This is a genomic window from Peribacillus sp. NPDC076916, assembly GCF_050269675.1.
GTDB lineage: Bacteria > Bacillota > Bacilli > Bacillales > DSM-1321 > Peribacillus > Peribacillus aracenensis.
Window position 1 is genome coordinate 861,572 of the sequence record NZ_JBNNIU010000002.1, and the last position, 22,991, is coordinate 884,562.

Annotated in this window: 19 protein-coding genes, 1 pseudogene and 1 riboswitch; of the genes and pseudogenes, 17 read left to right on the plus strand and 3 right to left on the minus strand. The window is 39.3% G+C overall.

Going from position 1 to position 22,991, the window contains the following annotated elements:
- Positions 1-5: 5 nt before the first annotated feature.
- Positions 6-692, minus strand: coding sequence for a response regulator transcription factor (locus tag ACQKFG_RS09095; protein WP_353872074.1), 687 nt, complete (start codon positions 690-692; stop codon positions 6-8).
- 137 nt (positions 693-829) lie between these two features.
- On the opposite strand from ACQKFG_RS09095, the gene ACQKFG_RS09100 reads away from it, so the two are divergent.
- Positions 830-1,717 carry a R2-like ligand-binding oxidase gene (locus ACQKFG_RS09100; RefSeq protein ID WP_192204953.1) on the plus strand — a complete coding sequence of 296 codons (888 nt, stop codon included), beginning with the start codon at positions 830-832 and terminating at the stop codon, positions 1,715-1,717.
- A gap of 126 nt (positions 1,718-1,843) precedes the next feature.
- Positions 1,844-3,055 carry an iron-containing alcohol dehydrogenase gene (locus ACQKFG_RS09105; RefSeq protein ID WP_427558055.1) on the plus strand — a complete coding sequence of 404 codons (1,212 nt, stop codon included), beginning with the start codon at positions 1,844-1,846 and terminating at the stop codon, positions 3,053-3,055.
- Between the two features lie 143 nt (positions 3,056-3,198).
- On the opposite strand, the gene ACQKFG_RS09110 is transcribed toward ACQKFG_RS09105, so the two are convergent.
- Positions 3,199-3,453, minus strand: a complete 255-nt coding sequence (locus ACQKFG_RS09110; protein WP_076369546.1) for an alpha/beta-type small acid-soluble spore protein — start codon at positions 3,451-3,453, stop codon at positions 3,199-3,201.
- A gap of 228 nt (positions 3,454-3,681) precedes the next feature.
- Between ACQKFG_RS09110 and ACQKFG_RS09115 the strand changes: the two genes are divergently transcribed.
- From ACQKFG_RS09115 to ACQKFG_RS09150, 8 genes and pseudogenes are all read left to right on the plus strand, one after another.
- Positions 3,682-4,416 carry a YqcI/YcgG family protein gene (locus tag ACQKFG_RS09115; RefSeq protein WP_192204951.1) on the plus strand — a complete coding sequence of 245 codons (735 nt, stop codon included), beginning with the start codon at positions 3,682-3,684 and terminating at the stop codon, positions 4,414-4,416.
- Between the two features lie 232 nt (positions 4,417-4,648).
- Positions 4,649-5,275, plus strand: a complete 627-nt coding sequence (locus tag ACQKFG_RS09120) for an FMN-dependent NADH-azoreductase (protein WP_192204950.1) — start codon at positions 4,649-4,651, stop codon at positions 5,273-5,275.
- A gap of 117 nt (positions 5,276-5,392) precedes the next feature.
- On the plus strand, positions 5,393-7,189 hold the full coding sequence (gene pepF / locus ACQKFG_RS09125; RefSeq protein WP_427558060.1) for an oligoendopeptidase F: 1,797 nt from the start codon (positions 5,393-5,395) through the stop codon (positions 7,187-7,189).
- Between the two features lie 232 nt (positions 7,190-7,421).
- Entirely contained in the window at positions 7,422-9,668 is a 2,247-nt protein-coding gene (locus tag ACQKFG_RS09130) for an AAA domain-containing protein (RefSeq protein ID WP_427558063.1), read from the plus strand.
- A 292-nt stretch (positions 9,669-9,960) separates the two neighbouring features.
- Positions 9,961-10,959, plus strand: a complete 999-nt coding sequence (locus tag ACQKFG_RS09135; protein ID WP_427558066.1) for an LLM class flavin-dependent oxidoreductase — start codon at positions 9,961-9,963, stop codon at positions 10,957-10,959.
- A gap of 89 nt (positions 10,960-11,048) precedes the next feature.
- A complete protein-coding gene (locus ACQKFG_RS09140) occupies positions 11,049-12,071 on the plus strand; it encodes an LLM class flavin-dependent oxidoreductase (protein WP_427558069.1) in 1,023 nt (340 codons plus the stop codon).
- 92 nt (positions 12,072-12,163) lie between these two features.
- Positions 12,164-13,912, plus strand: coding sequence for an aminodeoxychorismate synthase component I (gene pabB, locus ACQKFG_RS09145; RefSeq protein ID WP_427558072.1), 1,749 nt, complete (start codon positions 12,164-12,166; stop codon positions 13,910-13,912).
- A gap of 552 nt (positions 13,913-14,464) precedes the next feature.
- Positions 14,465-15,823 (plus strand): annotated as a pseudogene (locus ACQKFG_RS09150) (IS1182 family transposase).
- A 139-nt stretch (positions 15,824-15,962) separates the two neighbouring features.
- Here ACQKFG_RS09150 and ACQKFG_RS09155 read toward each other — a convergent pair.
- Positions 15,963-17,357 carry a PLP-dependent aminotransferase family protein gene (locus ACQKFG_RS09155; protein ID WP_427558075.1) on the minus strand — a complete coding sequence of 465 codons (1,395 nt, stop codon included), beginning with the start codon at positions 17,355-17,357 and terminating at the stop codon, positions 15,963-15,965.
- Between the two features lie 134 nt (positions 17,358-17,491).
- On the opposite strand from ACQKFG_RS09155, the gene pdxS reads away from it, so the two are divergent.
- The 7 genes from pdxS (at position 17,492) to ACQKFG_RS09190 (ending at position 22,974) form a co-directional block, all read left to right on the plus strand.
- Positions 17,492-18,379: a pyridoxal 5'-phosphate synthase lyase subunit PdxS gene (pdxS, locus tag ACQKFG_RS09160; protein WP_192204942.1), complete on the plus strand. Its 888-nt coding sequence runs from the start codon at positions 17,492-17,494 to the stop codon at positions 18,377-18,379.
- Position 18,380: 1 nt separating this feature from the next.
- Complete coding sequence (pdxT, locus tag ACQKFG_RS09165) at positions 18,381-18,980, plus strand: pyridoxal 5'-phosphate synthase glutaminase subunit PdxT (RefSeq protein WP_427558249.1); 600 nt, start codon at positions 18,381-18,383, stop codon at positions 18,978-18,980.
- 155 nt (positions 18,981-19,135) lie between these two features.
- Positions 19,136-19,882 (plus strand): SDR family NAD(P)-dependent oxidoreductase, encoded by a 747-nt coding sequence (locus ACQKFG_RS09170; RefSeq protein WP_342613929.1) that lies wholly within the window; start codon positions 19,136-19,138, stop codon positions 19,880-19,882.
- A 173-nt stretch (positions 19,883-20,055) separates the two neighbouring features.
- The gene (locus ACQKFG_RS09175; protein ID WP_192204940.1) at positions 20,056-20,643 is read left to right on the plus strand and encodes a TetR/AcrR family transcriptional regulator; all 588 of its coding nucleotides are present in this window, start codon (positions 20,056-20,058) and stop codon (positions 20,641-20,643) included.
- Positions 20,644-20,854: 211 nt separating this feature from the next.
- Positions 20,855-21,388 (plus strand): NADPH-dependent FMN reductase, encoded by a 534-nt coding sequence (gene ssuE, locus ACQKFG_RS09180; protein WP_192204939.1) that lies wholly within the window; start codon positions 20,855-20,857, stop codon positions 21,386-21,388.
- Between the two features lie 278 nt (positions 21,389-21,666).
- Positions 21,667-21,775, plus strand: a riboswitch (SAM riboswitch).
- A gap of 170 nt (positions 21,776-21,945) precedes the next feature.
- The gene (locus ACQKFG_RS09185) at positions 21,946-22,089 is read left to right on the plus strand and encodes a YezD family protein (protein WP_072273036.1); all 144 of its coding nucleotides are present in this window, start codon (positions 21,946-21,948) and stop codon (positions 22,087-22,089) included.
- Positions 22,090-22,269: 180 nt separating this feature from the next.
- The gene (locus ACQKFG_RS09190; RefSeq protein ID WP_260288317.1) at positions 22,270-22,974 is read left to right on the plus strand and encodes a phosphoadenylyl-sulfate reductase; all 705 of its coding nucleotides are present in this window, start codon (positions 22,270-22,272) and stop codon (positions 22,972-22,974) included.
- Positions 22,975-22,991: the final 17 nt, after the last annotated feature.

Here is a 22,991-nt window from a genome sequence, read left to right on the forward strand (position 1 = left end):
TGTTTTCACATAATCATTTTGTTTCTTATGGCAACCGCGACGGCCTCTGTCCGATGATTCACTCCCAATTTCCTGATAGCAGAAGAAATATGATCTCTGACGGTAAATTCACTAACGCTCATTTTTGGTGCCATTTGCTTTAATCCCATTCCATTGGCTAAATATTGAAGGACCTCCACTTCACGTTTGCTTAGAAGGTAAGTGGGAGGGGCGGAATCCATTGTTGAACCGACAGCCAGTTTTAAATAATGGGAAAGCTTATTTAAATCATTCTTGGTAATTGGCTCGTTAGCGTGAATGGGGTCGACCAAAACTAAACCGATGGCCAAGTCATTCACAATTATCGGAATGATTGCCAATGATGAGATGGAAAATCTTTTAACGTATTTTGCAGGGATGGAGGATTTTGCATGCTGAATGGTTAAGTACATGGGTTTGTTATGGATGACTGCTTGGTGGATGGGGTATATATCATGAATATTTTCTCTAACATTATGTAATGAAAAGGTATCTTCACTTGTACATGCACAAATTCCTTCACCCATTCCCGTTAAACATGAATAACTGAATAAAGATGCTCGTTGAAATGAAAAAAAATCCACACAGCCCTTTACAATCATTTGTGATTTATTTGCCATATCTTTTTGTTGGGATATCTTTTTTACATGATTCAACAGAGTTTCCTCAAGCATTCGACTTTATTCCTCCCTACATTTTCAGTGCTAGGATAAACGCTACTAATATCTTACAATATAATGAAAACTCTTACAAATTTAAAAAATCCAGAGATTCAAAAGTTCAAAGTTCATAATTTCAAGGAGGCATTACCATGAAAAGAATGAATTTAACGACCACCAGCAGGAGTTTTAAAGAAGATTCCCTACCATTTAAACTTTATCAAAAGGCAAAGAAATTCGGTATATGGAATCCTCGTGACATTGATTTCAACCAGGATAAAGAAGATTGGAAGTCATTTACTGATATTGAAAGGCAAGTGTTATTAAGGATCATTTCCCTTTTTCAGGGGGGAGAAGAAGCGGTGACTTTGGATTTGCTTCCCTTAATTATGACGATTGCCAAGGAAGGCAGGATTGAAGAAGAAATGTACTTAACGACATTTCTGTTCGAGGAAGCGAAGCATATGGAGTTCTTTCGTTATACATTAGATCAAATAGGTGAAACGGGTGATTTGACGGTTTATCACTCAGACACTTATAAATCGATTTTTTATGAAATATTGCCTGAAGCCATGGAGAAACTTTTATCCGATCAATCCCCTGAAGCATTGGCAGAAGCAGCCACTGTTTATAATATGTTTACAGAGGGTGTGCTTGCAGAAACTGGATACTTTGGGTTTTATCAGACCCTCGAAGCAAATAAAATGATGCCGGGTTTATTAAAAGGTGTGGGTCTTTTGAAGAAGGATGAATCACGCCATATTGCTTACGGGACCTTCCTTCTACAGAGAATCATCAGTGAACATCCGCATATCTTTAAACAGGTTGAAAAGCGAATGGAGGAACTTTCACCACTGGCCATCGCGTTAAATACTGAGGGATATGATCTGTTAGGAAATCCATTTGATAATGACCAACAAGCTATATTGAATTTTACCATGAAACAATTAACAGTACGGATGGAGATTTTAGCCAGGGCAAAAGGAAAGGGGATTGAAGAGATCTATCAAACTAACGAAAAGGAATATGGGGTTATATAAAGGATAAAAGAGACAAGCTTAGTGTCCATTTTACATTTCATAATGACTGGCCATTAGAAACTTGATAGCCGGGCATGAACAATTCTTAATTGCGATTATAAACTAGTATATCTGAGGTGAAATTTTATGAAGGTAAACGCTCATTCGAATTTTTGGTTAAGGTATTCAGTTTACAGTGGCACTAACACTCGTTCACTCATTCCGGCCCTATTCAATGGTTTCGGGGCCAAAAGGATTCTTCTCGTGAGTGATGCCGGCTTGGAAAATGCAGGTGTAGTTAAAAAAGTTGCCGAAACTTTTGAGCAACAGAAATTAGGTGCCAAAGCTGAAATAGTTGGACTGTTTCTGGATGTTACACAAGACGCAGCTAGTGAATGTGTAAACGAAGCATTGAAATATGCACGCGAAGTGAATGCCGATGCCATACTTGCCATTGGTGGAGGGAGTGTCATCGATACAGCAAAGGCATTGAAATTCGGATTATATAAAGGAATTACGGATATAAATGATTCGATACCAAGCGGTTATCTGTATGAGGGTTTTCCAAAAGCGCAATCCATGAATATCCCGCATATTTCCGTAGCCACAACAGCAGGGACCGGTTCTGAAGTATCCCCGATCGCAGTCATATATAATGAACGTAAAAAAGTCAAAATGAATATATACAATGTTTTTTTAAGTTCGGATGTTGCCATTCTAGATCCCGAATTAACAGTCGGACTGCCATCTGACATTACGGCGTTTACTGGTGCAGATGCATTGACACATGCAATTGAAGCGATCGTTTCACCTGCAGCGACAACAATAACCGATGCGTATGCTTATCAGGCCATTCGAGTTATTGAAAGAAACTTACCGAGGGCCGTAAAGGACGGAACGAATATTGAGGCCAGAATGGAGATGCTTCATGGAAGCATGATGGGAATCACTGCATTTTGCAGTGCACTGAATGCGATTCCAGTTCATAACTTTGCCCACGCATATGGGGCGTTATTCCGTATTCCGCATGGTTTGGCTAATGCCGTATTATTACCGGTCGTCATGGAAACAAATCCGGATTTATATCTTCCAAAGGCCCATTTTATGGCCGAAGCCTTTAATGTGAAAATACATGATGAAGATTCAAAAGGGATCTTAGCGAAAGTGGTAGAAAAGCTCCGTGTTTTCCTATCTGATCTAGGGCTGCCTTCCGACTTCGGCGCCTATGGAATTGACCATTCAGATATGGGAAGAATTCTTAAAGCAGTAATGACGGATCCAGCTGCCACTAATTACCCGATGTCGGAGGAATTAATTATGTCAGTAGCTTCAAGAGTTACACCCGTGAGAATTAATTAATACTAAAAAAAGCCAGCCTATAAAGGTTGGCTCTTTTGCGTTGAGTAATGATTGCCATGTATTAAGTCCCGAAATTTTTCGTTCATTCAGTTCGTTTAATATATGATCTTTTGAATGAGCAACCCCAACCGGAATCGGCTCTTTTAATGTTTTTTTCCTAAGTTTTCCTGTGCCATCTTTATAAGTTCCTTGACCATGCCTCCGCCTAACTTTCCGCCTATTTTTCCATTCTGCTTGGAGGTCAGTTCTCCGTTATAATCCTTTTTCAGCGGTACGCCCATTTCTTTTGCTACTTCAAACTTTGCTTCTTCGGGATTCTTTGTACCAGCAACCTTGGCTTTTAGATCATCGAGTCCTTTTCGCGCTTCAGATACTAGAATTTTCCTTCTCCTTGCCAATTTGCATCACTCCTATTTTTTTCTTAGGTTATCCCAATGTAAAGAAAATGATCAATAGGCAGATCGAAAGTTTTTAATTGAATCCCGATGAATCGGGAGGCAGTCATAATCTCTTAACTAATGAAGTAATTATATAGGATACGATTGATTGAGTTTATTCCAGTCAGAAGAAGTTTTAGTTTATTCAAAGCGGGTAACATATAATAAAATGATGTAAGGAGAAAAATGATGCTGACTGCTAATTCAAGTTTGTTAACAAAAGAAGATATGACAAATCCCGATCGAGTGCCGCAATGGTTAATAAAGGAATATCAAACATTCCATAATACAGTGACCGATAAAACCTTTCCTTGTTATTTTGGTATGAAAGCTGAAAATAAAGGGGAACTTCGTTATGCTTATATCACACAGGAAGATTGGTCCAATCTCCCAAAAGCAGTGGAAAGCTTTCTTGATTTATTTCAGGAACCACCATATATCAGGCATGGTCTTTTTGTCTTTATGGAGCCTGAATCGATAGAGGGTGATATAGAATTTTACCGTAAAAGGTTTTGGGATATCCTGCAATACCTGCATAAAGCAGATGAAAAACCTTGGCCAATCGAAACGCCGAAAGATCCCGAGCATTATTTATGGGACTATCATTTTGCAGGGGAACCAATCTTCGTCTTTGGTAATGCACCTGCTTATAAACAGCGCAAAACCCGAGATTTAGGAAATAGCCTTGTACTTGGATTCCAACCCAGGATGATCTTTGAAGGCCTGGAAGGAACGGAAAAAGGCGGAATCATGTCGCGTGAAAAGGTTCGGGAACGAGTGGAGAAATGGGATAACCTTCCTAAACATCCTGATATCAGTCACTTTGGAGATGTAAATCATAATGAATGGAAACAATTTTTCATAGGGGATGATATAGAACCGATAAAAGGTAAGTGCCCCTTCCATCATAAAGAGTTAACTTAACCGAGAGCAAATTGCTCTCGGTTTTTTTGTATCTTACTTGGAAGGAATTGGGAATAAAAAATCAATCCGTGAAAATTCATGAAATGGACATTTGAAAATAAAAAACAAATTTCTTGCCTTATTGGATTTTCGGTTTTATAATGTGAAAGTAGCAATTGCAGTTAATTCGAGATATATGGATTAAATGCTATTTTTTTAATAACATACAAAATTAACAATTGGGGGAACAAAAATGTCTAAAGTATTATTTGTTAAATCAAATGACCGCCCAGCGGATCAAGCTATTAGTGTCAAAATGTATGAAACGTTTTTGAACACATATAAGGAAGCAAATAGTAACGATGAAATAACTGAATTGGATTTATTTAACCTGAACTTACCTTACTACGGAAATACAGCAATAACTGCTCTATATAAACGCAGCCAAGGTATGGAATTGACTGAAGAAGAAGTGAAGATTGCCGATATCGTGCAACAATACTTGAATCAATTCCTTGCTGCCGATAAAGTAGTATTTGCCTTCCCACTATGGAATGCAACGGTTCCAGCACCATTGGTAACTTATATTTCTTATCTTGCTCAAGCGGGAACAACATTCAAATATACAGCTGAAGGCCCAGTCGGCTTAGTTGGAGGTAAAAAAGTGGCATTACTTAATGCACGCGGATCCGATTATGCATTGCCTGGAATGGATGCTGGCGAAATGGCAGAGAAATACGTAACGATGAATTTGAACTTATGGGGTATAACAAACCCAGAAACAGTCGTAATTGAGGGACATAATCAATACCCAGATCGCTCACAGGATATCGTTGCAGAAGGATTGGCGAAAGTGGCTGAAACTGCAGCAAAATTCTAATTATAAAAGGCGAAACCAGTATGTATTTTTAGCATACTGGTTTTTCTATGCAGATTTTTCTGAAAGTCGATTATAATAAAGGGTAAGCCTATAAGCATGAAAGGAAGTGCAGACAATATGCAAACGTTTAAATCACGTGACGAAATAAAAGTGGAAGAAACATGGAATTTAAAAGATATTTACGATGATGAGTCTAATTGGGAAAAAGATTATCAAGAAGTCCTGAAGATGACAGAGAAATTAAAAACTTACGATGGACATATTCAGTCAGCTCAAGATTTGTTCGAGTATTTACGATTAAGTGAGGAACTTGGGTACATTTATAACAAGCTATATGTTTTTGCCATGCTTCAAGCGGATTTGGATACACGGGTAACCTCATCACAAGCATTACTGGATCGGGCTGGTAAGTTAGGGCAGAAAATAAGCAATGCTTCTGCATTTTTTATGCCTTTTCTTTTGAGCCTGGAAGAACGCACATTAAAAGGGTACATAAATGAAATCGAGGGTTTGAAATATTTTGAGGAGGATCTACTGGATTCCTTCCGCTATAAAGCCCATGTGTTAACGAAAGAACAAGAAGAGGTGCTTTCCCAAATAGGCGAAGCCTTTTCAGCACCTCAAAAAACGTTCGGGATGATAAACAATGCTGATATTAAATTTGGTGAAGTTACGAATGTAGACGGCGAGAGGGTAGAGCTGACGCGTGGAATGTATTCCAAATTGATTGAAGACGATGATCGCGATATAAGAAAAGAGGCCTATTTCGCCTATTATCAGCCATATGTACAATTGAAGAATACAATCGCTTCCACACTTTCCACAGCAATCAAGAATAATGTGAATCTGTCAAAACTAAGAAATTATCCATCTGCCTTGGAAAAATCATTATTTGGAGATCAAGTTCCAAAAGAAGTTTATGATAATTTGATTATGTCTACTAAGCAAAATATCGGACCCATGCATAAATACATTCATTTAAGAAAAAAATTGTTGGGTGTAGAAGAATTGCGTGCCTATGATTTAAGTGTACCATTAGTCGAAGGCGCTAAAGAGGAGATTTCCTACGATGATGGTTTTTCTTTGATGGTGGAGGCCCTGAAACCTCTTGGCGAAGAGTATATCACAATCCTGAAAACCTTTAAGGAAAAAAGATATATCGACGTCAGGGAAACACCTGGAAAACGTTCAGGTGCTTACAATTTAGGGCTTTATGGCGTTCACCCTTTCATCTTATTAAATCACCGTGATGACTTAGATAGTGTATTTACACTTGCTCATGAATCTGGACATGGTATGCATTCATACTATAGCTCAAAATACCAACCGCAAATAAGTGCTGGGTATTCCATTTTTGTCGCGGAAGTTGCTTCCACTGTGAATGAAATCCTTTTGATTCGCCATTTAATTAAGACTACAAAAGATGTACAGAAGAAAAAACACTTACTTAACCATTTCATAGATAGTTTTAAAGGTACATTCTTCACACAGGTGATGTTTGCGGAGTTCGAAAAGATCGTACATGAAAAAGCTGAAAATGATGAACCTCTAAATGCCGAGGTTTTTAATACAGCCTATGAATCGATATTTCGTGCTTATAATGGAGATGAAATAATTTTCGATGAAGAAGTGAAGTATGGCTGGTCACGCATCCCACACTTTTATCGTCCGTTTTATGTCTACAAATATGCTACTGGTTACGTTTCGGCCATTACTATCGCCGATAAGATCCTTTCTGGGGACAAAAAAACACTTGAAAGCTATTTGACATTCTTAAAAAGCGGGAGTTCCGATTTCCCATTGGAGCTGCTAAAGAAAACAGGCGTAGATTTAACTAAACCTGATCCTATCGAAAATGCAATGAAGATTTTCAGCGATCTGGTCGATCAATTCACTGATTTGTCCGAAGGTTAATCTAAACCATTTCTTCCAAAAGAGCCCATGGTATGATGTTATAAAAAATGGTATAGTTAAAACATTGGCGTAGGAAAGGCCCAATCAATAGATTGGGCCTTATTTTATATGCTGAAGAAACAGGTTATTCGCGAAAAAAGTCATGGTGACAGCGTTATTTTAAACATCGGAGCCTAGCCAATGGGCCAGTTTCTTTGTACTTCAATGGCATATTTTGTGAGGAAAGTGAAAAATGAATTCGACAGTAAATTATATAAAAGAATGGCAGCAGGCACTACAACTTGAGATCCTGCATTTGAAAAAGTATGGCAGCACAAAATACTTGGTTTCAAACGGCCATCTGCTTACAAGTGACGGTTCTTTCAATTATTATTTTGAAACAGGTTCATCAATAAAAATCCCTGTCGGTTCCCTCGTTCGACTGGAATGGGGAGGGATTAAACAGGATGGAAGAATCCTTTCATCAGAGGGGAAAAGTATAATCGTTGTTTTTGATCGTTCTTTAGGCGATATGATAGGTGAAGCCTTTTTATACCATGATCCCTGGGAATTGCTGGAACAATTGATTATGCGCTTGGATGAAATCAAGAGAAGCAAAAGGAAAAGGCTTCGGATCAAGCGCCTGATGGATCCGTCCATGCCGCAAAAACATCCATTAAATGAAAAACAAAGCAGTGTGAAAGAATTATATGCGCGCTCGAAGTTCAATCCTGTCACTTTTGTTTGGGGACCCCCTGGTACAGGAAAAACCTATACCTTGGCTCGTACAGTAGCCAATCATTATTTACAAGATAAAAAAATTCTGGTTTTGTCCCATAGCAACCAGGCTGTCGATGTTATGATGGCTGAAATTTCATCATTCATTAAAAAGAAAGATCGTTTCAAAGAAGGCGATGTGCTTCGCTATGGATCTCAAACCGGTGAATCACTAGCCAACCATGAAGATATTGTTACAGGGCAATTATTAGGGAAACATGAACCGACATTAGTTAAAGAAAAAGAAGAGCTTGGCGAAGAAAAACGTCTATTAAAGTATGACTTGGCAGGGTCATTCAGTAAAAGGGATACAGATCAATTAATTGAGATAGAGAAAAAGCTGGCCAAAGTCTTGGAGAAAATCCGCCAAAAAGAGGTTCAATTCGTAAAAGAAGCAAAAGTCATCGGAACGACCTTAGCTAAAGCCGCAAATGATGAAACGGTTTATCAAAAAGAGTATGACCTGGTTATTTTGGACGAAGCGAGTATGGCTTACGTACCTCAGGTAGCTTTTGCTGCAGCGTTAGCCAAGCATATTATCGTTTGTGGTGATTTCAAACAATTGCCACCCATAGCATCGGCTCGCGATTCCCTCGTGAAACTTTGGCTGAAGGAAGACATATTTCATCGGGCCGGTGTTGCCCAGTCTGTTGAAGAAGGAGAACTCCATCCTCATTTATTCTTATTAAAGGAACAGCGCCGCATGCATCCGGATATTTCAGCATTCACTAATCGTGTCGTCTATAACAATTTTGTTGGCGATCATAAAAGTGTTTCGACTAGCAGGGAAGGCATAATGATGTCGGAACCGTTTGCCAATAAGGCAGCAGCACTTCTCGATACTAGCTTAGCAGGGGAATATTGCATTACTGAACGGACATCCCATTCGAGAATGAATGTATGGCAATTGCTTTTATCTTTTCAACTGATTCATGAAGCTTATATGGGCGGATCAAGGTCCATTGGTTATGTTGCCCCTTATCGTGCTCAGGCAGACTTGATGGAAAAACTATTGGATGACTTATATGGGAAAGAACGGCAAACCGCGGATATCATCGCTGCAACTGTACATCGTTTCCAGGGAAGTGAACGTGAGATGATGATCTTTGACACAGTTGATAGTTATCCGCAAAACAGGGCTGGAATGTTATTGACAGGGAGAGAAAGTGAAAGGCTCATTAACGTGGCTATAACAAGGACTAAGGGTAAGTTCGTACATGTATGTGACACTTCATTTGTCAACAAACACGTTTATCGCAGCAAAACACTTCGTCAGCTTGTCGATCATCAAATTCAAAATGATCAGATTGTATCAAAGAAAGACATTGGAAAATGGGTTAAACACCAGCACCCGAAATTGCAATGGATGCATGCCCGTAAATTGGGGGACTTTCAGGAAGATATAGAATCAACAAAACAAGAGATGGTTATCGCTGTTCCAGATTTGAACAGTTTGTCAGAAGAATGGCAGCAATATTTGATGAAACGAAACCCTACAGTGAAATTGACGACCATTTCTGCAAAAAGAAACCCTGATATCAACGCTGATCATTTTATTTGTTCACCTGTTTTCTTTTCCTTTATCATCTTTGATAAAAGAGTTGTCTGGCTAGGTTTGCCCGTCGAGTCCAATAATCGGGTCCAGCCCCCATTTATAGCGGCTCGTTTGGATTCGCAAATAATGGCGGATGAATTACTATCTCAATTCAAAAAAAGTGAATAACTTCGGAAAGGCCCTTAAAAAGGGCTTTTCTTTATATGCATTTCTTCCAAAAAAACCTCGATAGAATAAGTGAAGAAATGACTCCTTAAGCCAGCACATGCGCAATTAATGTATTAAACCAAATAACTCGCTAGAATATATCATCCGCTTCTACTCCCCGATTTAGTTTCAGCCCCTAATAATATCCGTTAAAGGCTGCAAACTAAAATAACAAAGCAAGCGTTTCAAGCGACTTTCGACTAGTTATGATTTACCATTAAGTTACGAAAGCCAAGAAAGGCGGTAAAAAAAAATGAAACTGAGCATTTTGGATCAATCCCCAATTGCATCGGGACAGTCAGCACAAGAAGCATTGCAGGCATCATTACAACTAGCACAAGAAGGGGATAGACTGGGTTATAGCAGAATCTGGTTAACTGAACATCATGATCTGCCGGGATTGGCCTGTTCCGTTCCAGAGGTTTTGATAAGCTACATTGGTGCACAAACAAAAAATATCCGGATTGGATCAGGGGCAGTGCTGCTTCCGCATTATAAGCCATATAGGATAGCAGAGACTTATAATATGCTTGCAACACTTTTTCCAGGACGGATTGATATGGGACTGGGTCGTGCTCCTGGTGGCTCTGCCGAAGCAACGATGGCATTATCCGATAATTTCCTTCAGAATGTTTACAAAATGCCAGAACTTGTTCAAGAACTGTTGTATTTTCTAAGAGATGAATTTCCAAAGAAACATCCTTTTTCAAATCTCTCTGCTGCTCCTATCCCAATGGAACCGCCTGAACCATGGATATTGGGGACAAGTGGGAAAAGTGCAAAACTTGCCGCTGAGAATGGCATTGCATACGCGTTTGGTGAATTCATGAGTGAAAATGATGGCGTGCAGAGTTTTCACCAGTACCGTGAGGACTTTCAAACAAAAGGGTTACTTAAAGCACCTAAAACGATCGTTACGGTTTCGGCCATATGCGCAGAAACCGAGGAACATGCAAAAGAAATCGCTCTTAGCAACATTCTATGGAAAATTCAAAGTGGTCAAGGGGAAAGAACGCAGGTTCCAAGTATTGAAGAGGTAAGGAACCATGTTTGGACTGAAAAAGAAAAAGCACTGATGGAAACCTTGGATAAAAAACTGATTTTTGGTACCCCTTTACAAGTGAAGAATCGGCTTTTGGAGATTCAGGAGAAATATCAAGCTGATGAAATCATGCTGATAACCATCACTCATAAGTTGGAGGATCGGCTTAATTCGTTTCGTTTGATTGCCAGGGAAATTCTTAACAGTTAATCCGAGCATTTTATGTGCATTTTGTGTGCATTTTCTATATGATGGCTTTGCGTCCAATTAATCATAATTGAAAGAAAGAAGATGAAGATATGAATGCTGATCAACAAGTTAAAAAACTTAGCGACATTTCTTTTTCCGTTCTGGATCTGGCTTCAATCGTTGAGGGTGGTACAGTTTCGGGAGCTTTTAAAAATACAGTAGAATTAGCTAAACATGTGGAGCAATGGAATTACAACCGTTTCTGGGTTGCAGAACACCATAGCATGCCTGGGATTGCAAGCTCTGCAACGTCAGTGCTTATAGGCTATGTTGCAGGTAGGACGGAAAGAATTCGTGTAGGTTCTGGAGGCATAATGCTACCGAATCATGCACCGCTGGTTATCGCAGAACAATTTGGAACATTGGAAGCAATGTATCCTGGTAGAATAGATTTAGGACTGGGACGCGCTCCGGGAAGCGACCAATTTACAGCCATGGCACTCCGGGGTGATGTACGTAATAACGGTCAGGATTTTCCTGAACAATTGGCACAGCTCCGTAGCTATCTAGATGCGGACTCTAAACATAATCGTGTTCGTGCCATCCCTGGCGAAGGACAGGATATCCCGATTTGGCTGCTTGGTTCAAGCGGATTCAGTGCAGCATTATCAGCACAGCTGGGATTGCCATTTTCATTTGCAAGCCATTTTTCCCCTGAAAACACTCAACCAGCTTTAGCTCGTTACCGCAATAATTTCCAACCATCCGATGTTCTCGATAAACCTTATGTCATGGTTGGTATCAATGTATTTGCAGCTGATACTACGGAAGAAGCGCAAAGGATCGCTACATCTTATCAACAGCAGTTCTTGAATTTGATACGGAACACGCCTGGTCAACTTGCTCCTCCAGTTGATACGATGGAGGGCCTTTGGACAGAATATGAAAAGGCCATTGTTATGAAGCAGCTGAACGCTTCCATTATAGGAAATCCAAAAGAGGTTAAAGAGCAGTTGCAGGCATTTTTAAATGAAACACAGGCGGATGAAATGATTATAAACTCTGCCATTTATGATCAGGAAGCACGCCTTCGTTCTTATGAAATCATTGCAGAAGTTACTGGAATGAAATAAGTGTCAAAGAATGAGCTTGCAGATTACGTGTCTGCAAGCTTTTTTATAAAATACATACCGATTGTCTTCATAAACATAGTTAGGAGAGAAGAATGAAACGAGAAGATCCTTTATCCTTAATATTTCACTTCACAGATAAACAAGGTGACAGCCGGCCTCTTTATTTTACGAACCCGAAAAAAGTGTTCACCGCCCATTCAATTGAGGATGTCCTTCCCCAATTCCAAAAAGTCCAGGAAGCGATTCAACAGGGGTATTATGCAGCGGGATATGTTTCCTATGAAGCGGCACCTGCTTTTGAAAAATCTTTTAAAGTAAAAGATGGGGCCAAAATGCCATTATTATGGTTCGGGATTTTTGATCAACCGGAAGAAGAATTACCTGAAAAAATGACCGGGGCTTTTAATTTAGCTGAGTGGCAATCAGAAACGGATTCAAATACGTATCATTCCGGATTTCAAAGAATAAAATCCGAAATCGAGAAAGGCAATACGTATCAAGTCAATTATACGATGCGTTTGCAATCCCAGTTCGAAGGAGATGACTTCGCTTTCTTTAATCGCTTGAAGAGAGCCCAACGCTCGAACTATAGTGCATATTTGAATGTGGGGACACATCGAATCCTATCGGCTTCACCCGAGTTGTTTTTCCGTTGGGAAGATGGTCAGCTGATTACTCGTCCAATGAAAGGAACGGTAAAACGGGGAACGACACTGAAAATGGATAAGCTCAATGCAGACTGGTTAGCAGCCTCGGAAAAGAATCAAGCTGAAAATTACATGATTGTGGACTTACTGAGAAATGATTTGGGAGTGATTGCAGAACCTGGAAGCGTCAAGGTTCCACAGCTTAAGGCAATTGAAAAATATCCGACCGTTTGGCAAATGACATCCACGATTACAGCCGATACGAATCCCGAAACAACAATCATTGATATATTCAAGGCACTTTTTCCATGTGGATCGATAACAGGTGCACCTAAAATAAAAACGATGGAGGTCATCGCTGATATCGAGAATTCACCACGTGAAGTTTATTGCGGTGCAATCGGGTTTATCACCCCTGAATCCGAAGCCGTTTTTAATGTACCGATTCGTACAGTCGTGATCGATGAGGCAACAGGAAAAGCTGAGTATGGGGTAGGCGGGGGAATCACCTGGGGTTCCGAGTTATCGGAAGAATATGACGAAGCCTTTTTAAAAGCCAAATTATTGACGGTGGAAAGGCCTGCTTACAAACTATTGGAATCGATTAAACTCAAGGATGGCGAATATTATTTGTTGAATGATCATATCGATCGGATGAAACAATCCGCTGATTACTTCGATTACCGATTCTCTGAATTGTATGTAAGAGATCGACTCCAAAAGTATGCGGAATTAAACCATGGGACGTTGCAAAAGGTAAGGGTACTACTTAATGAAAATGGTGAAATTGAAGTCTCCGGACAAGCAATCAAGCCCCTTGATTCAGAATTTACGGCCATCTTGGCTGAAACTCCAATATCAAGTGCAAATCCATTTCTATTTCATAAGACCACCAATCGTGATGTATATGAAGGCTTTCAAATGAGTAATCCCGACTTCCAGGATGTTCTGCTTTGGAATGAAGAAGGATTCATCACCGAATTCACGAATGGAAATGTAGTGGTGAAGATAAATGGTGAACTCTATACCCCTCCGGTGGACTCAGGTCTCCTTGCTGGAACATTTCGTCAAGACTTGATCAGGAAGAAGGAAATCAAAGAAAAAACCATTTCAAAGGATGACCTAAATAACGCAGATGAAATTTGGTTTATTAATAGCGTGCGAGGGAAATTAAAAGTCAATTTAACTTTCTAAGCTGATTATTCTTAAAAAGTGAAAATTGAAATCTTTATTGCAGTTTATGTAATGCTTGCGAGTGAAAAAATATTCAATTGCTGACGATTAAACCGGAAATTAAGGAATGAGTATTGGAATAACATTCGGCCGGAGTGTCGCAAATTTCTTCAACGGTTTCATCATAAATAAAAGTCTTGTATTAAAATCATGAAAGGGAATCGGGATGAGAGCATTCCGAACCTCATTTTATTAGACAAGATCAAAGAAGTTCACGACAGTGAACTTCTCAGACTGTAGACAAACTCGATGAAAATCGAGTTTGTCTACAGTTTTTTTGGGGGTTTTAAAAATTCGAACGTTGATTTCCACTCCAGGCACTCGCTTTCCGCGGGCGGTCCGGGAGCCTCCTCGGCGCCTTTGCGCCTGTGGGGTCTCCCTTGGACGCGCTTTTCCCGCAGGAGTCTCGCACACCCGCTCCAATCAACTTTGTTTTAACAATTAGATATAACCGCTTTTGCCTACAGTCTTTTTTGTTTTAAAATAGGAGTATTAAAACTTGAGGTGATGACGATGCTTTCGAAACATAATTCTATTCAGCGAGATCAACTTGAAATGATTACTTTGGATCAACTGGTGCCAGCGGACCATTTGGTTCGTAAAATTGAGGCGGCCATTGACTTCACTTTCATTTATGACTTGGTGAAAGATATGTATTCAGAGAAAGGGCGCCCAAGTATTGATTCAGTTATTTTAGTTAAATTGACATTCATTCAATATACCTTCGGTATTCGTTCGATGCGTAAAACAATTGAAGAAGTTTAAACGAATATGGCTTACCGTTGGTTTTTAGGTTACGGTTTCCATGATAAAGTGCCTCACTTCTCAACGTTCGGGAAAAATTACGAGCGACGCTTTAAAGATACTGACCTGTTTGAACAGATTTTCTATCGCATCTTAATGACAGCTCCCGAAAGAAAGTTAATAAGTGCTGAGCATGTATTCGTTGATTCCACTCATGTGAAAGCCAGTGCAAATAAGCGAAAGTTCGCAAAGAAAGTCGTTCGCAAGGAAACACGAGCGTATCAAGAACGCCTTCAAGAAGAAATAAATCAAGATCGTGAAAACCATGGAAAGAATCCTTTTCCACCAGATAAATTTGATAAGGAAGAAACCAAAGAGATTAAAGAAAGTACAACAGATCCTGAGAGTGGTTACTATGTGAAAGATGAACGGACAAAACAGTTTGCCTATTCATTTCACACGGCTGCAGACCGCAATGGTTTTGTGCTAGGGACGATTGTAACACCTGGAAATACGCATGATAGCCATATGTTAGAGCCACTGGTTGAACAAGTGATTGAGAAAGTTGGAAAGCCTGAAGCCGTTGCCGCAGATGCAGCTTATAAAACACCAGCCATTACAAGCTACCTCTTTGACAAAGAAATCACACCGGCTATACCCTATACACGGCCTCGAACAAAAGAAGGAATCTTCCGCAAACATGAGTATGTTTACGATGAACATTTTGACTGTTACCTTTGCCCATCGGGAGAGATTTTAAAGTACTCAACAACAAATAAAGAGGGATATCGCGAGTACAAATCTCCCAAACACATTTGTGAGACATGTTCATTTTTATCACAGTGTACAGAAAGCAAAGACCATCAAAAAGTGGTGACGCGCCATATCTGGCAAGAAAATATGGAAGAAGCAGATCACCTGCGTCATCATCAAGATGTAAAACCTATCTATGCGAAACGCAAGGAAACGATTGAGCGTGTATTCGCAGATGCAAAAGAAAAGCATGGTATGCGTTGGACTACATTAAGGGGACTTAAAAAATTGTCGATGCAGGCGATGCTTACTTTCGCTTCCATGAATTTAAAGAAGATGGCCAATTGGACATGGCAAGGTCCAAAAATGGCCTAACATAGTGGGCTCGTAGAGACCCAAGCTCTTAATCTTGAGCAAAATTCCAAGAAAATATTAAAAGGGGTTCGGAATTAATACATTCCAAACCCCTTTTGTCGACAAACTGAGAAGTTCACGACAGTGAACTTCTTTTTCTTTATAAACCCCATGAGACCAATAAAAGGTGGATGGCCTTTTCCAATTCGGATTCAGGGATCCCTGCAAAGCCCAATATGATTTTTGGAGGGGCATCGTCAACTTTTTCAATAGAATATGTCGATAGTCCATAAATTTTAATATGATTTTCGTTTGCCTTTTGAATAAGTGTCTCTTCATCCATGCCGTTCTTAACGATGAGGACGATATGCAATCCTGACCGTTCACCAATGATCTTTATTTGCTTATGTGGTTTAAACAAATCGATCACTTTATCCAACTTACGACGGTAAACTTTCCTCATTCGATTCAAATGCTTTTCGAAATCCCCTTCCTTCATGAACTGTGTCAACACATGCTGATCAATCCGGGAAACGGTGGAATGGTAAAAAGATAATTCCTGTTGATGAATTTGTAACAATGGAGCGGGAAGAACCATATAACTGATCCGAATCGATGGCATCAATGATTTGGAAAACGACCCTAAATAAATTACCTTATCACCAGCATCCATACTTTGTAAGGAAGGAATTGTTTTTCCACTATAACGAAATTCACTATCATAATCGTCTTCGATAATATAACGGTTTGTTGCCCCTTGGGACCAGTTCAACAATCGCGTCCGTCTGTTAACGGATAGGATCGTTCCATTTGGGAAGTGATGTGAGGGAGTGACATACACGACGTCGATCTTTGAATCTTCAATTTGGTTAACCTTTACGCCTTCTTCATCAATTTGCAGGGGGTGGACTTCATTTGGGTAGCTGCGCAAAATCCGGTGAATCAAGTGATACCCAGGATCTTCAACACCATAGATGGCATTTTTACCGAATAGGAGGACAAGCTGCTGCAATAAAATTTCCATTCCTGCACCAATGATGATCTGTTCGGGAACACATTGTACACCACGTGCATGATACAAATAATGGGCAATTTCACATCGTAGTTCATATTCCCCTTGAGAATCCCCCAGTAAAAGAAGATCTTGATGTGATTCATCGATTTTGCTTTTCGTGTATTTTCTCCATTTTTCAAATGGGAAGTGTTCCGTGTCAATTTGGCTGGGATGAAAATGATACAGTAATTCCCCTTTTTTATGATTGTTTTTTTCCAAGGATACTTGGTTCGTTTGTGTATATTCTAAATCCTCGAATGTTTGAATATAGTACCCTTTTCTAGGTATGACTTCAACGTATCCTTCTGCAGTCAATTGTTCATATGCCGTCTCGACAGTATTTTGACTTATTTGAAGGAACTCTGCCAATTTCCGTTTGGATGGCAACTTTGTACCGTAAAGAAGACGGCCATCAATGATTTCTTTTTTAATATGTGAATATAATTGTTCGTACAAAGGTATTTCACTTAACCTATTTAAATCACAAGAAAGCATATTCATTTTGTTTCCACCTTTTATAATAATTTTATGCTGACCCCATTAAGTTTATTAAAACTGATACTTTCAATGCGGTCAACTATTTTTTATACTAAGTCTAACAAATCTAAAAAATGCAAATATTAGGGGGAAGAGAAATGGAAAAATTATTAGGAACTGAAACAGTAAAAAGAGGAATGGCACAAATGCAAAAGGGTGGCGTAATCATGGACGTCATTAACGCTGAACAAGCAAAAATCGCAGAAGCATCAGGTGCTGTCGCTGTCATGGCATTGGAAAGGGTTCCTTCCGACATCCGTGCGGCTGGCGGGGTAGCTAGAATGGCAGATCCGCGAATTGTCGAGGAAGTAATGAATGCAGTGTCAATCCCGGTCATGGCTAAAGCAAGGATTGGCCATATTGTTGAATCAAGGGTACTTGAATCCATGGGAGTGGATTATATCGATGAAAGTGAAGTGCTGACTCCTGCTGATGAAGAATACCATATTCTAAAAAGTGATTTCACCGTACCTTTCGTTTGTGGATGCCGTGATTTAGGCGAAGCTGCACGCCGTATTGGTGAAGGAGCATCAATGCTTCGTACAAAAGGAGAACCAGGTACTGGTAATATTGTGGAAGCTGTGCGTCATATGAGAAAGGTACAGTCACAAATTCGTAAAGTGAGCATCATGAGTGATGATGAATTAATGACAGAGGCAAAAAATATTGGAGCCCCTTATGAAATTTTAAGAGAAATCAAACGCACAGGTAAATTGCCTGTAGTTAACTTTGCAGCTGGCGGAATTGCCACTCCAGCTGATGCAGCACTGATGATGGAATTGGGAGCAGATGGCGTTTTCGTGGGTTCTGGTATTTTTAAATCTGAAAATCCAGAAAAATTCGCATCGGCAATCGTTCAAGCTACTACATATTTCACCGATTATGAATTGATTGGCCGGTTATCCAAAGAGTTGGGCAGTGCAATGAAAGGAATTGATATTTCCAAACTAGCTCCGGCAGAACGGATGCAGGAACGTGGATGGTAATATGATAACTATTGGTGTTTTGGGATTACAGGGAGCAGTTGAAGAACACTTGAACCAAATCAAAGCTGCCGGCGAACAAGCAATTATAGTAAAAAAACCGGAACAGTTGCTGGAAATCGACGGCTTGATCATTCCAGGCGGAGAAAGCACTACGATGAGGAAGCTAATGGATCGTTATGGATTTATGGAACCAATCAAAACTTTCTTCGAGGGTAAAAAACCTATTTTCGGTACATGTGCAGGGATGGTATTGGCGGCCAATGAATTGGCTGGCGATGAGAAGGCCTATCTTGGACTAATGGACATTTCCGTGAAACGGAACGGATTTGGACGTCAACGGGATAGTTTCGAGGCTGAACTGACAATCAAAGGAATGGAAGGTCCTTATAAGGCTGTATTCATCCGGGCGCCGTTTGCTGATGGAATTGGAGAAGGTGTAGAAGTATTGGCTGTTTATGAAGAGAATGTAGTGGCTGCAAGACAGGACCATGTCCTTGTCAGTGCGTTTCATCCAGAATTAACAGGTGATGATCGTTTTCTGCAACTCTTCATTGAAATGGTGAAGACCTCTGTAAGTAAGGTCGAATTGAAAATCTGCTAAACAAATGAAGCTGTCCTATTAATAGGGCAGCTTCAATTTTGAATGCTCCTAACACTATAAAAATACATATTGCTTGAATTCATTGTCCTTTACTTTTATAATGAAAAAAGTAAGTAATCACTTACATGCTTTTTATTGGCGAGAGGGGAATGGAAATGACAGCAAGAGTTGCAGTTATTACAGGAGGAGCAAGCGGAATTGGCCGAGCAACATGCTTGAAATTCGCAGCAAAGGGGGACAAGGTCGTCGTTGCGGATTTTAATGAGGAAATGGGACAGGAAACTGTTGAACAGATAAAAGTGGATGGTGGAGAGGCCATCTTTGTTAAAACGGATGTTTCTAAGCAGGAAGATGTTGAATCGTTAATCAATAAAGCAGTGCAAACATACGGAAGGATCGATATCATGTTTAATAATGCCGGCATTGGTGGAGGCGGTATGATTCTCGAACAAGATATGGAGGGTTACTTCAAAACGATTGGAGTGAACCAGCACGGAGTTGCTTTTGGAATCATGGCAGCAGGACGGAAAATGAAGGAGCTAGATAACAAGGGGGTCATTATAAATACTGCTTCCGTGTTTGGCTACTTAGCTTCCCATGGGACTTTTGCCTATCAGGCAACTAAAGGCGCTGTAAGAATGATGACACAGACAGCCGCTTTGGAATTGGGTGCTTATGGCATACGCGTAGTGGGCATTGCGCCAGGCGGGGTTGACACTCCTATCATACAAGGCTATAAAGATATGGGAATCATCGATAAATTGAATGCAAGTCAAATGCGCGGTAAATTAATCAAGCCAGAAGCCATTGCAAATGCCGTCTATCTATTATCGTTAGAGGAAGCAGATGCGATTAATGGAAGTGTAGTCATGGTCGATGATGGCTATGCATCTTTTAAGTGATTTTCAAAAAAAAAGAAAACATCGTCCCAATCAGACGATGTTTTCTATTTATGATATATGGGAATATTAATTCTAACAAATCAAAGGTAATATTGACCGATTGCTACCACCGAGATATCATAGAAATAGATTGGTGAAACCGGTCTTATCTTTATAAAAGAAGGTTGATATTTTTGAAAAAAGGGCAGCAAACCAAAGAACGAATCATAAATGTAGCCCGGACTCTTTTTGCCACTAAAGGTTTTGATATGACAAGAACGAATGAAATTGCCTCTGCATGCAATGTTTCCGAAGCTACTATTTACAAATACTTTGACAGCAAAAAAGATTTGCTTTTGGCTACAATCACCCCTGATGAAAACGAGGAATCCGAAGATGTGACTAGCCATCTAGCCACGGATGAACTAGTGGAGAATCATGTTTGCACCATGATAAAAAAAATACTTGAGAATAAAGAACAGTTTTCAATATTATTTAGGGAAACACAATTCGATCAAGATATTTCAAAGCAATATATAGATCAGATTTTCAAGCCAAATGCCAAGCATATTGAAATACAAAAGAGAATAGATAGCGGAGAGATACAATATATCTCTGACATTATCCTATTTAATGTAGGGATCATTTCTTTTACATTGGCATTATCTACACATTATGAGATCCATCAACAAAAAAAGGAGCCGTATTTTACTTCTGAACGAATTAAGAACATTGCACAACTTTTGGTATATGGTATTCATGGTAAACAAAATCATACATAATGAAACGGTCATATTTAAAGGCATGTGCATCAAGCCGCAAATATGACCGTTTTATATGCATTCAGAAACGACGCAGTCAAATTTGTGAATCCATTAAACCAGAGTGTAAGATTTGACTTATATTTTTCAGACTATTACGATAAATGCATACTGCACGAAATGCTTTAAGAAGATTTTATCTGGAAATCATGTAACAATGGAGGGGTATTAAATGAGCGATATCGTAATTTTATCAGGAAGTCCGGCTATTCCATCAAGAACGGACATTTCACTAAAACATATTCAATCATTAGTCGAAAAAGAAGGATTTACCACAGCTTATTTCTCAATAACGGATTTCTCAGCAGATGATTTATTCCAAGGGAAATATAATAGCGAAGATATCTTAAAACTTTCAGAGAGAATTCAAGCAGCCAGAGGAATAATCATTGGTTCACCGGTTTATAAGGCTTCTTATACAGGTGTATTAAAAGCCTTGATTGATTTGCTGCCAGAAGGCGCTTTTAAGGGTAAGCCAGTTCTGCCAATCATGATTGGTGGAAGTAACAGGCATCTATTGGCGATTGACTATGCGCTTAAACCATTAATCTCAATATTAAAAGGCGAGCCGCTTCAGGGCATTTATTTTGTTGATAAGGAAATAGATAAACAGAATTCTGAAAATCCGATTAATGATTCACATTTAATTGATCGTGTCCAGAGTCAAGTTCAAGAATTTGTAGAAGCGATACAGTTAAGAAATTAATGAATTCAAGTAATCCCTTTAACAAAAGGACTGGCATTAAAACGTATTTCTTAACGTAATTACAGCCGTCCATAATAGGTTTATTAATGAAAATAGACTCATTTTTTTGGAGACTTTATCTAAAAAAATGAGTCTATTTTCGTATTTAAATGAACATAAAATCATAAATTGAATAGTGTGTATAAAAATAACAGTTCATCCATAATATTAAACCAAGTTATTTTATAAGAAAACTCCATTGACAAGGATTAAATATATGTTAATATTTAAAATAATAAAACTTATCCAGAGCGACGGAGGGAATTGGCCCTTTGAAGTCCAGCAACCTGCATGATGGATGCAAGGTGCTACCTCCAACAAAATGTTGATCATTTTGGAAGATAAGGTAATGATATTTACCTTGGGATCTTTCCATCATGGAAAGATTTTTGTTTTTGGAAAAATTTCAGGTAAACCATAACAATGTAAGGTTGTATGGAATTATATAAAACTAAGAAATTCATTTAATCAGCGTCGAAAATAAAATATTCGCGGATTTTCTTAAAGGAGGAACTGGTTTGGATAAAGAGAATCAGCTTGAAGAAATATTTGAACGACTTCAAGAAATGCTTAATTCAATGAAATATGGATCCATTACACTTATAGTCCAGGATGGTAAAATCATTCAAATGGAAAGAAATGAAAAATTAAGAATTAAATAAGGTATCTGCTGACTAGAAAAACTAGAGGCGGGTTTAACTGATATATAGAGAGTATTGGTTAGATTCGTCTCTTTTTCCTAGAATCAAATAAACTGGGGAAGATTAACGGGTATTGATCAACAGTTACTCTAACCTGATACAGCAAGTTTTTAGAGGGGGCTACAAAAGTTGGCTGGATTAATAAACTATGAAAATTTCAATTCAGGGGAATTCCCTGTATTTCCTGAAGACAGTGACACAAAAGGAGCTTTGGAAGTTCTGCAATGGGCGAATGACCATTATGGAAACAAACTGATTTATGCTTGCAGTTTTGGTATTGAAGGCATCGTGCTTACTGATTTATTGGCGAAGGTCAACCCTTCGGCAAAAATTGTTTTCCTTGATACAGATGTTCATTTTGAAGAGACTTACCAATTGATCGAGCAGGTGAAGAAGCGCTATCCAAAACTTTCAATTGAAATGAAGAAACCTGCCTTGACGCTTGAAGAACAAGCAGCGGAATATGGGGATGAATTATGGCTTAGTGATTCCAATAAGTGCTGTAACATCCGTAAGATCATTCCGCTTACCGATGTGCTTTCAACGGCAACAGCCTGGCTTTCGGGACTGCGAAGGGAGCAATCCGAAACAAGGGCTAAAACCGAGTATATCAATAAGGATAATAAGTTCAAGTCGGTTAAAATATGTCCACTCATACATTGGACATGGAAAGATGTTTGGCGCTACGCCCACAAAAACGGACTTCCATATAATATCCTGCATGATAATGGATATCCTAGCATTGGATGTAAAACGTGTACAGCACCTGCATTCAATGCAGATGATTTACGCTCAGGCCGTTGGCAAGGAGCACAAAAAACGGAATGCGGATTGCATTTATCTTAAATAAATAGAAACCATAG

Bases quoted from the DNA above. Each gene is read 5' to 3' on its own strand.
- ACQKFG_RS09095 (WP_353872074.1), bottom strand. From the start codon at position 692: ATGCTTGAGGAAACTCTGTTGAATCATGTAAAAAAGATATCCCAACAA.
- ACQKFG_RS09100 (WP_192204953.1), top strand. From the start codon at position 830: ATGAAAAGAATGAATTTAACGACCACCAGCAGGAGTTTTAAAGAAGAT.
- ACQKFG_RS09105 (WP_427558055.1), top strand. From the start codon at position 1,844: ATGAAGGTAAACGCTCATTCGAATTTTTGGTTAAGGTATTCAGTTTAC.
- ACQKFG_RS09115 (WP_192204951.1), top strand. From the start codon at position 3,682: ATGCTGACTGCTAATTCAAGTTTGTTAACAAAAGAAGATATGACAAAT.
- ACQKFG_RS09120 (WP_192204950.1), top strand. From the start codon at position 4,649: ATGTCTAAAGTATTATTTGTTAAATCAAATGACCGCCCAGCGGATCAA.
- pepF (WP_427558060.1), top strand. From the start codon at position 5,393: ATGCAAACGTTTAAATCACGTGACGAAATAAAAGTGGAAGAAACATGG.
- ACQKFG_RS09130 (WP_427558063.1), top strand. From the start codon at position 7,422: ATGAATTCGACAGTAAATTATATAAAAGAATGGCAGCAGGCACTACAA.
- ACQKFG_RS09135 (WP_427558066.1), top strand. From the start codon at position 9,961: ATGAAACTGAGCATTTTGGATCAATCCCCAATTGCATCGGGACAGTCA.
- ACQKFG_RS09140 (WP_427558069.1), top strand. From the start codon at position 11,049: ATGAATGCTGATCAACAAGTTAAAAAACTTAGCGACATTTCTTTTTCC.
- pabB (WP_427558072.1), top strand. From the start codon at position 12,164: ATGAAACGAGAAGATCCTTTATCCTTAATATTTCACTTCACAGATAAA.
- ACQKFG_RS09155 (WP_427558075.1), bottom strand. From the start codon at position 17,357: ATGAATATGCTTTCTTGTGATTTAAATAGGTTAAGTGAAATACCTTTG.
- pdxS (WP_192204942.1), top strand. From the start codon at position 17,492: ATGGAAAAATTATTAGGAACTGAAACAGTAAAAAGAGGAATGGCACAA.
- pdxT (WP_427558249.1), top strand. From the start codon at position 18,381: ATGATAACTATTGGTGTTTTGGGATTACAGGGAGCAGTTGAAGAACAC.
- ACQKFG_RS09170 (WP_342613929.1), top strand. From the start codon at position 19,136: ATGACAGCAAGAGTTGCAGTTATTACAGGAGGAGCAAGCGGAATTGGC.
- ssuE (WP_192204939.1), top strand. From the start codon at position 20,855: ATGAGCGATATCGTAATTTTATCAGGAAGTCCGGCTATTCCATCAAGA.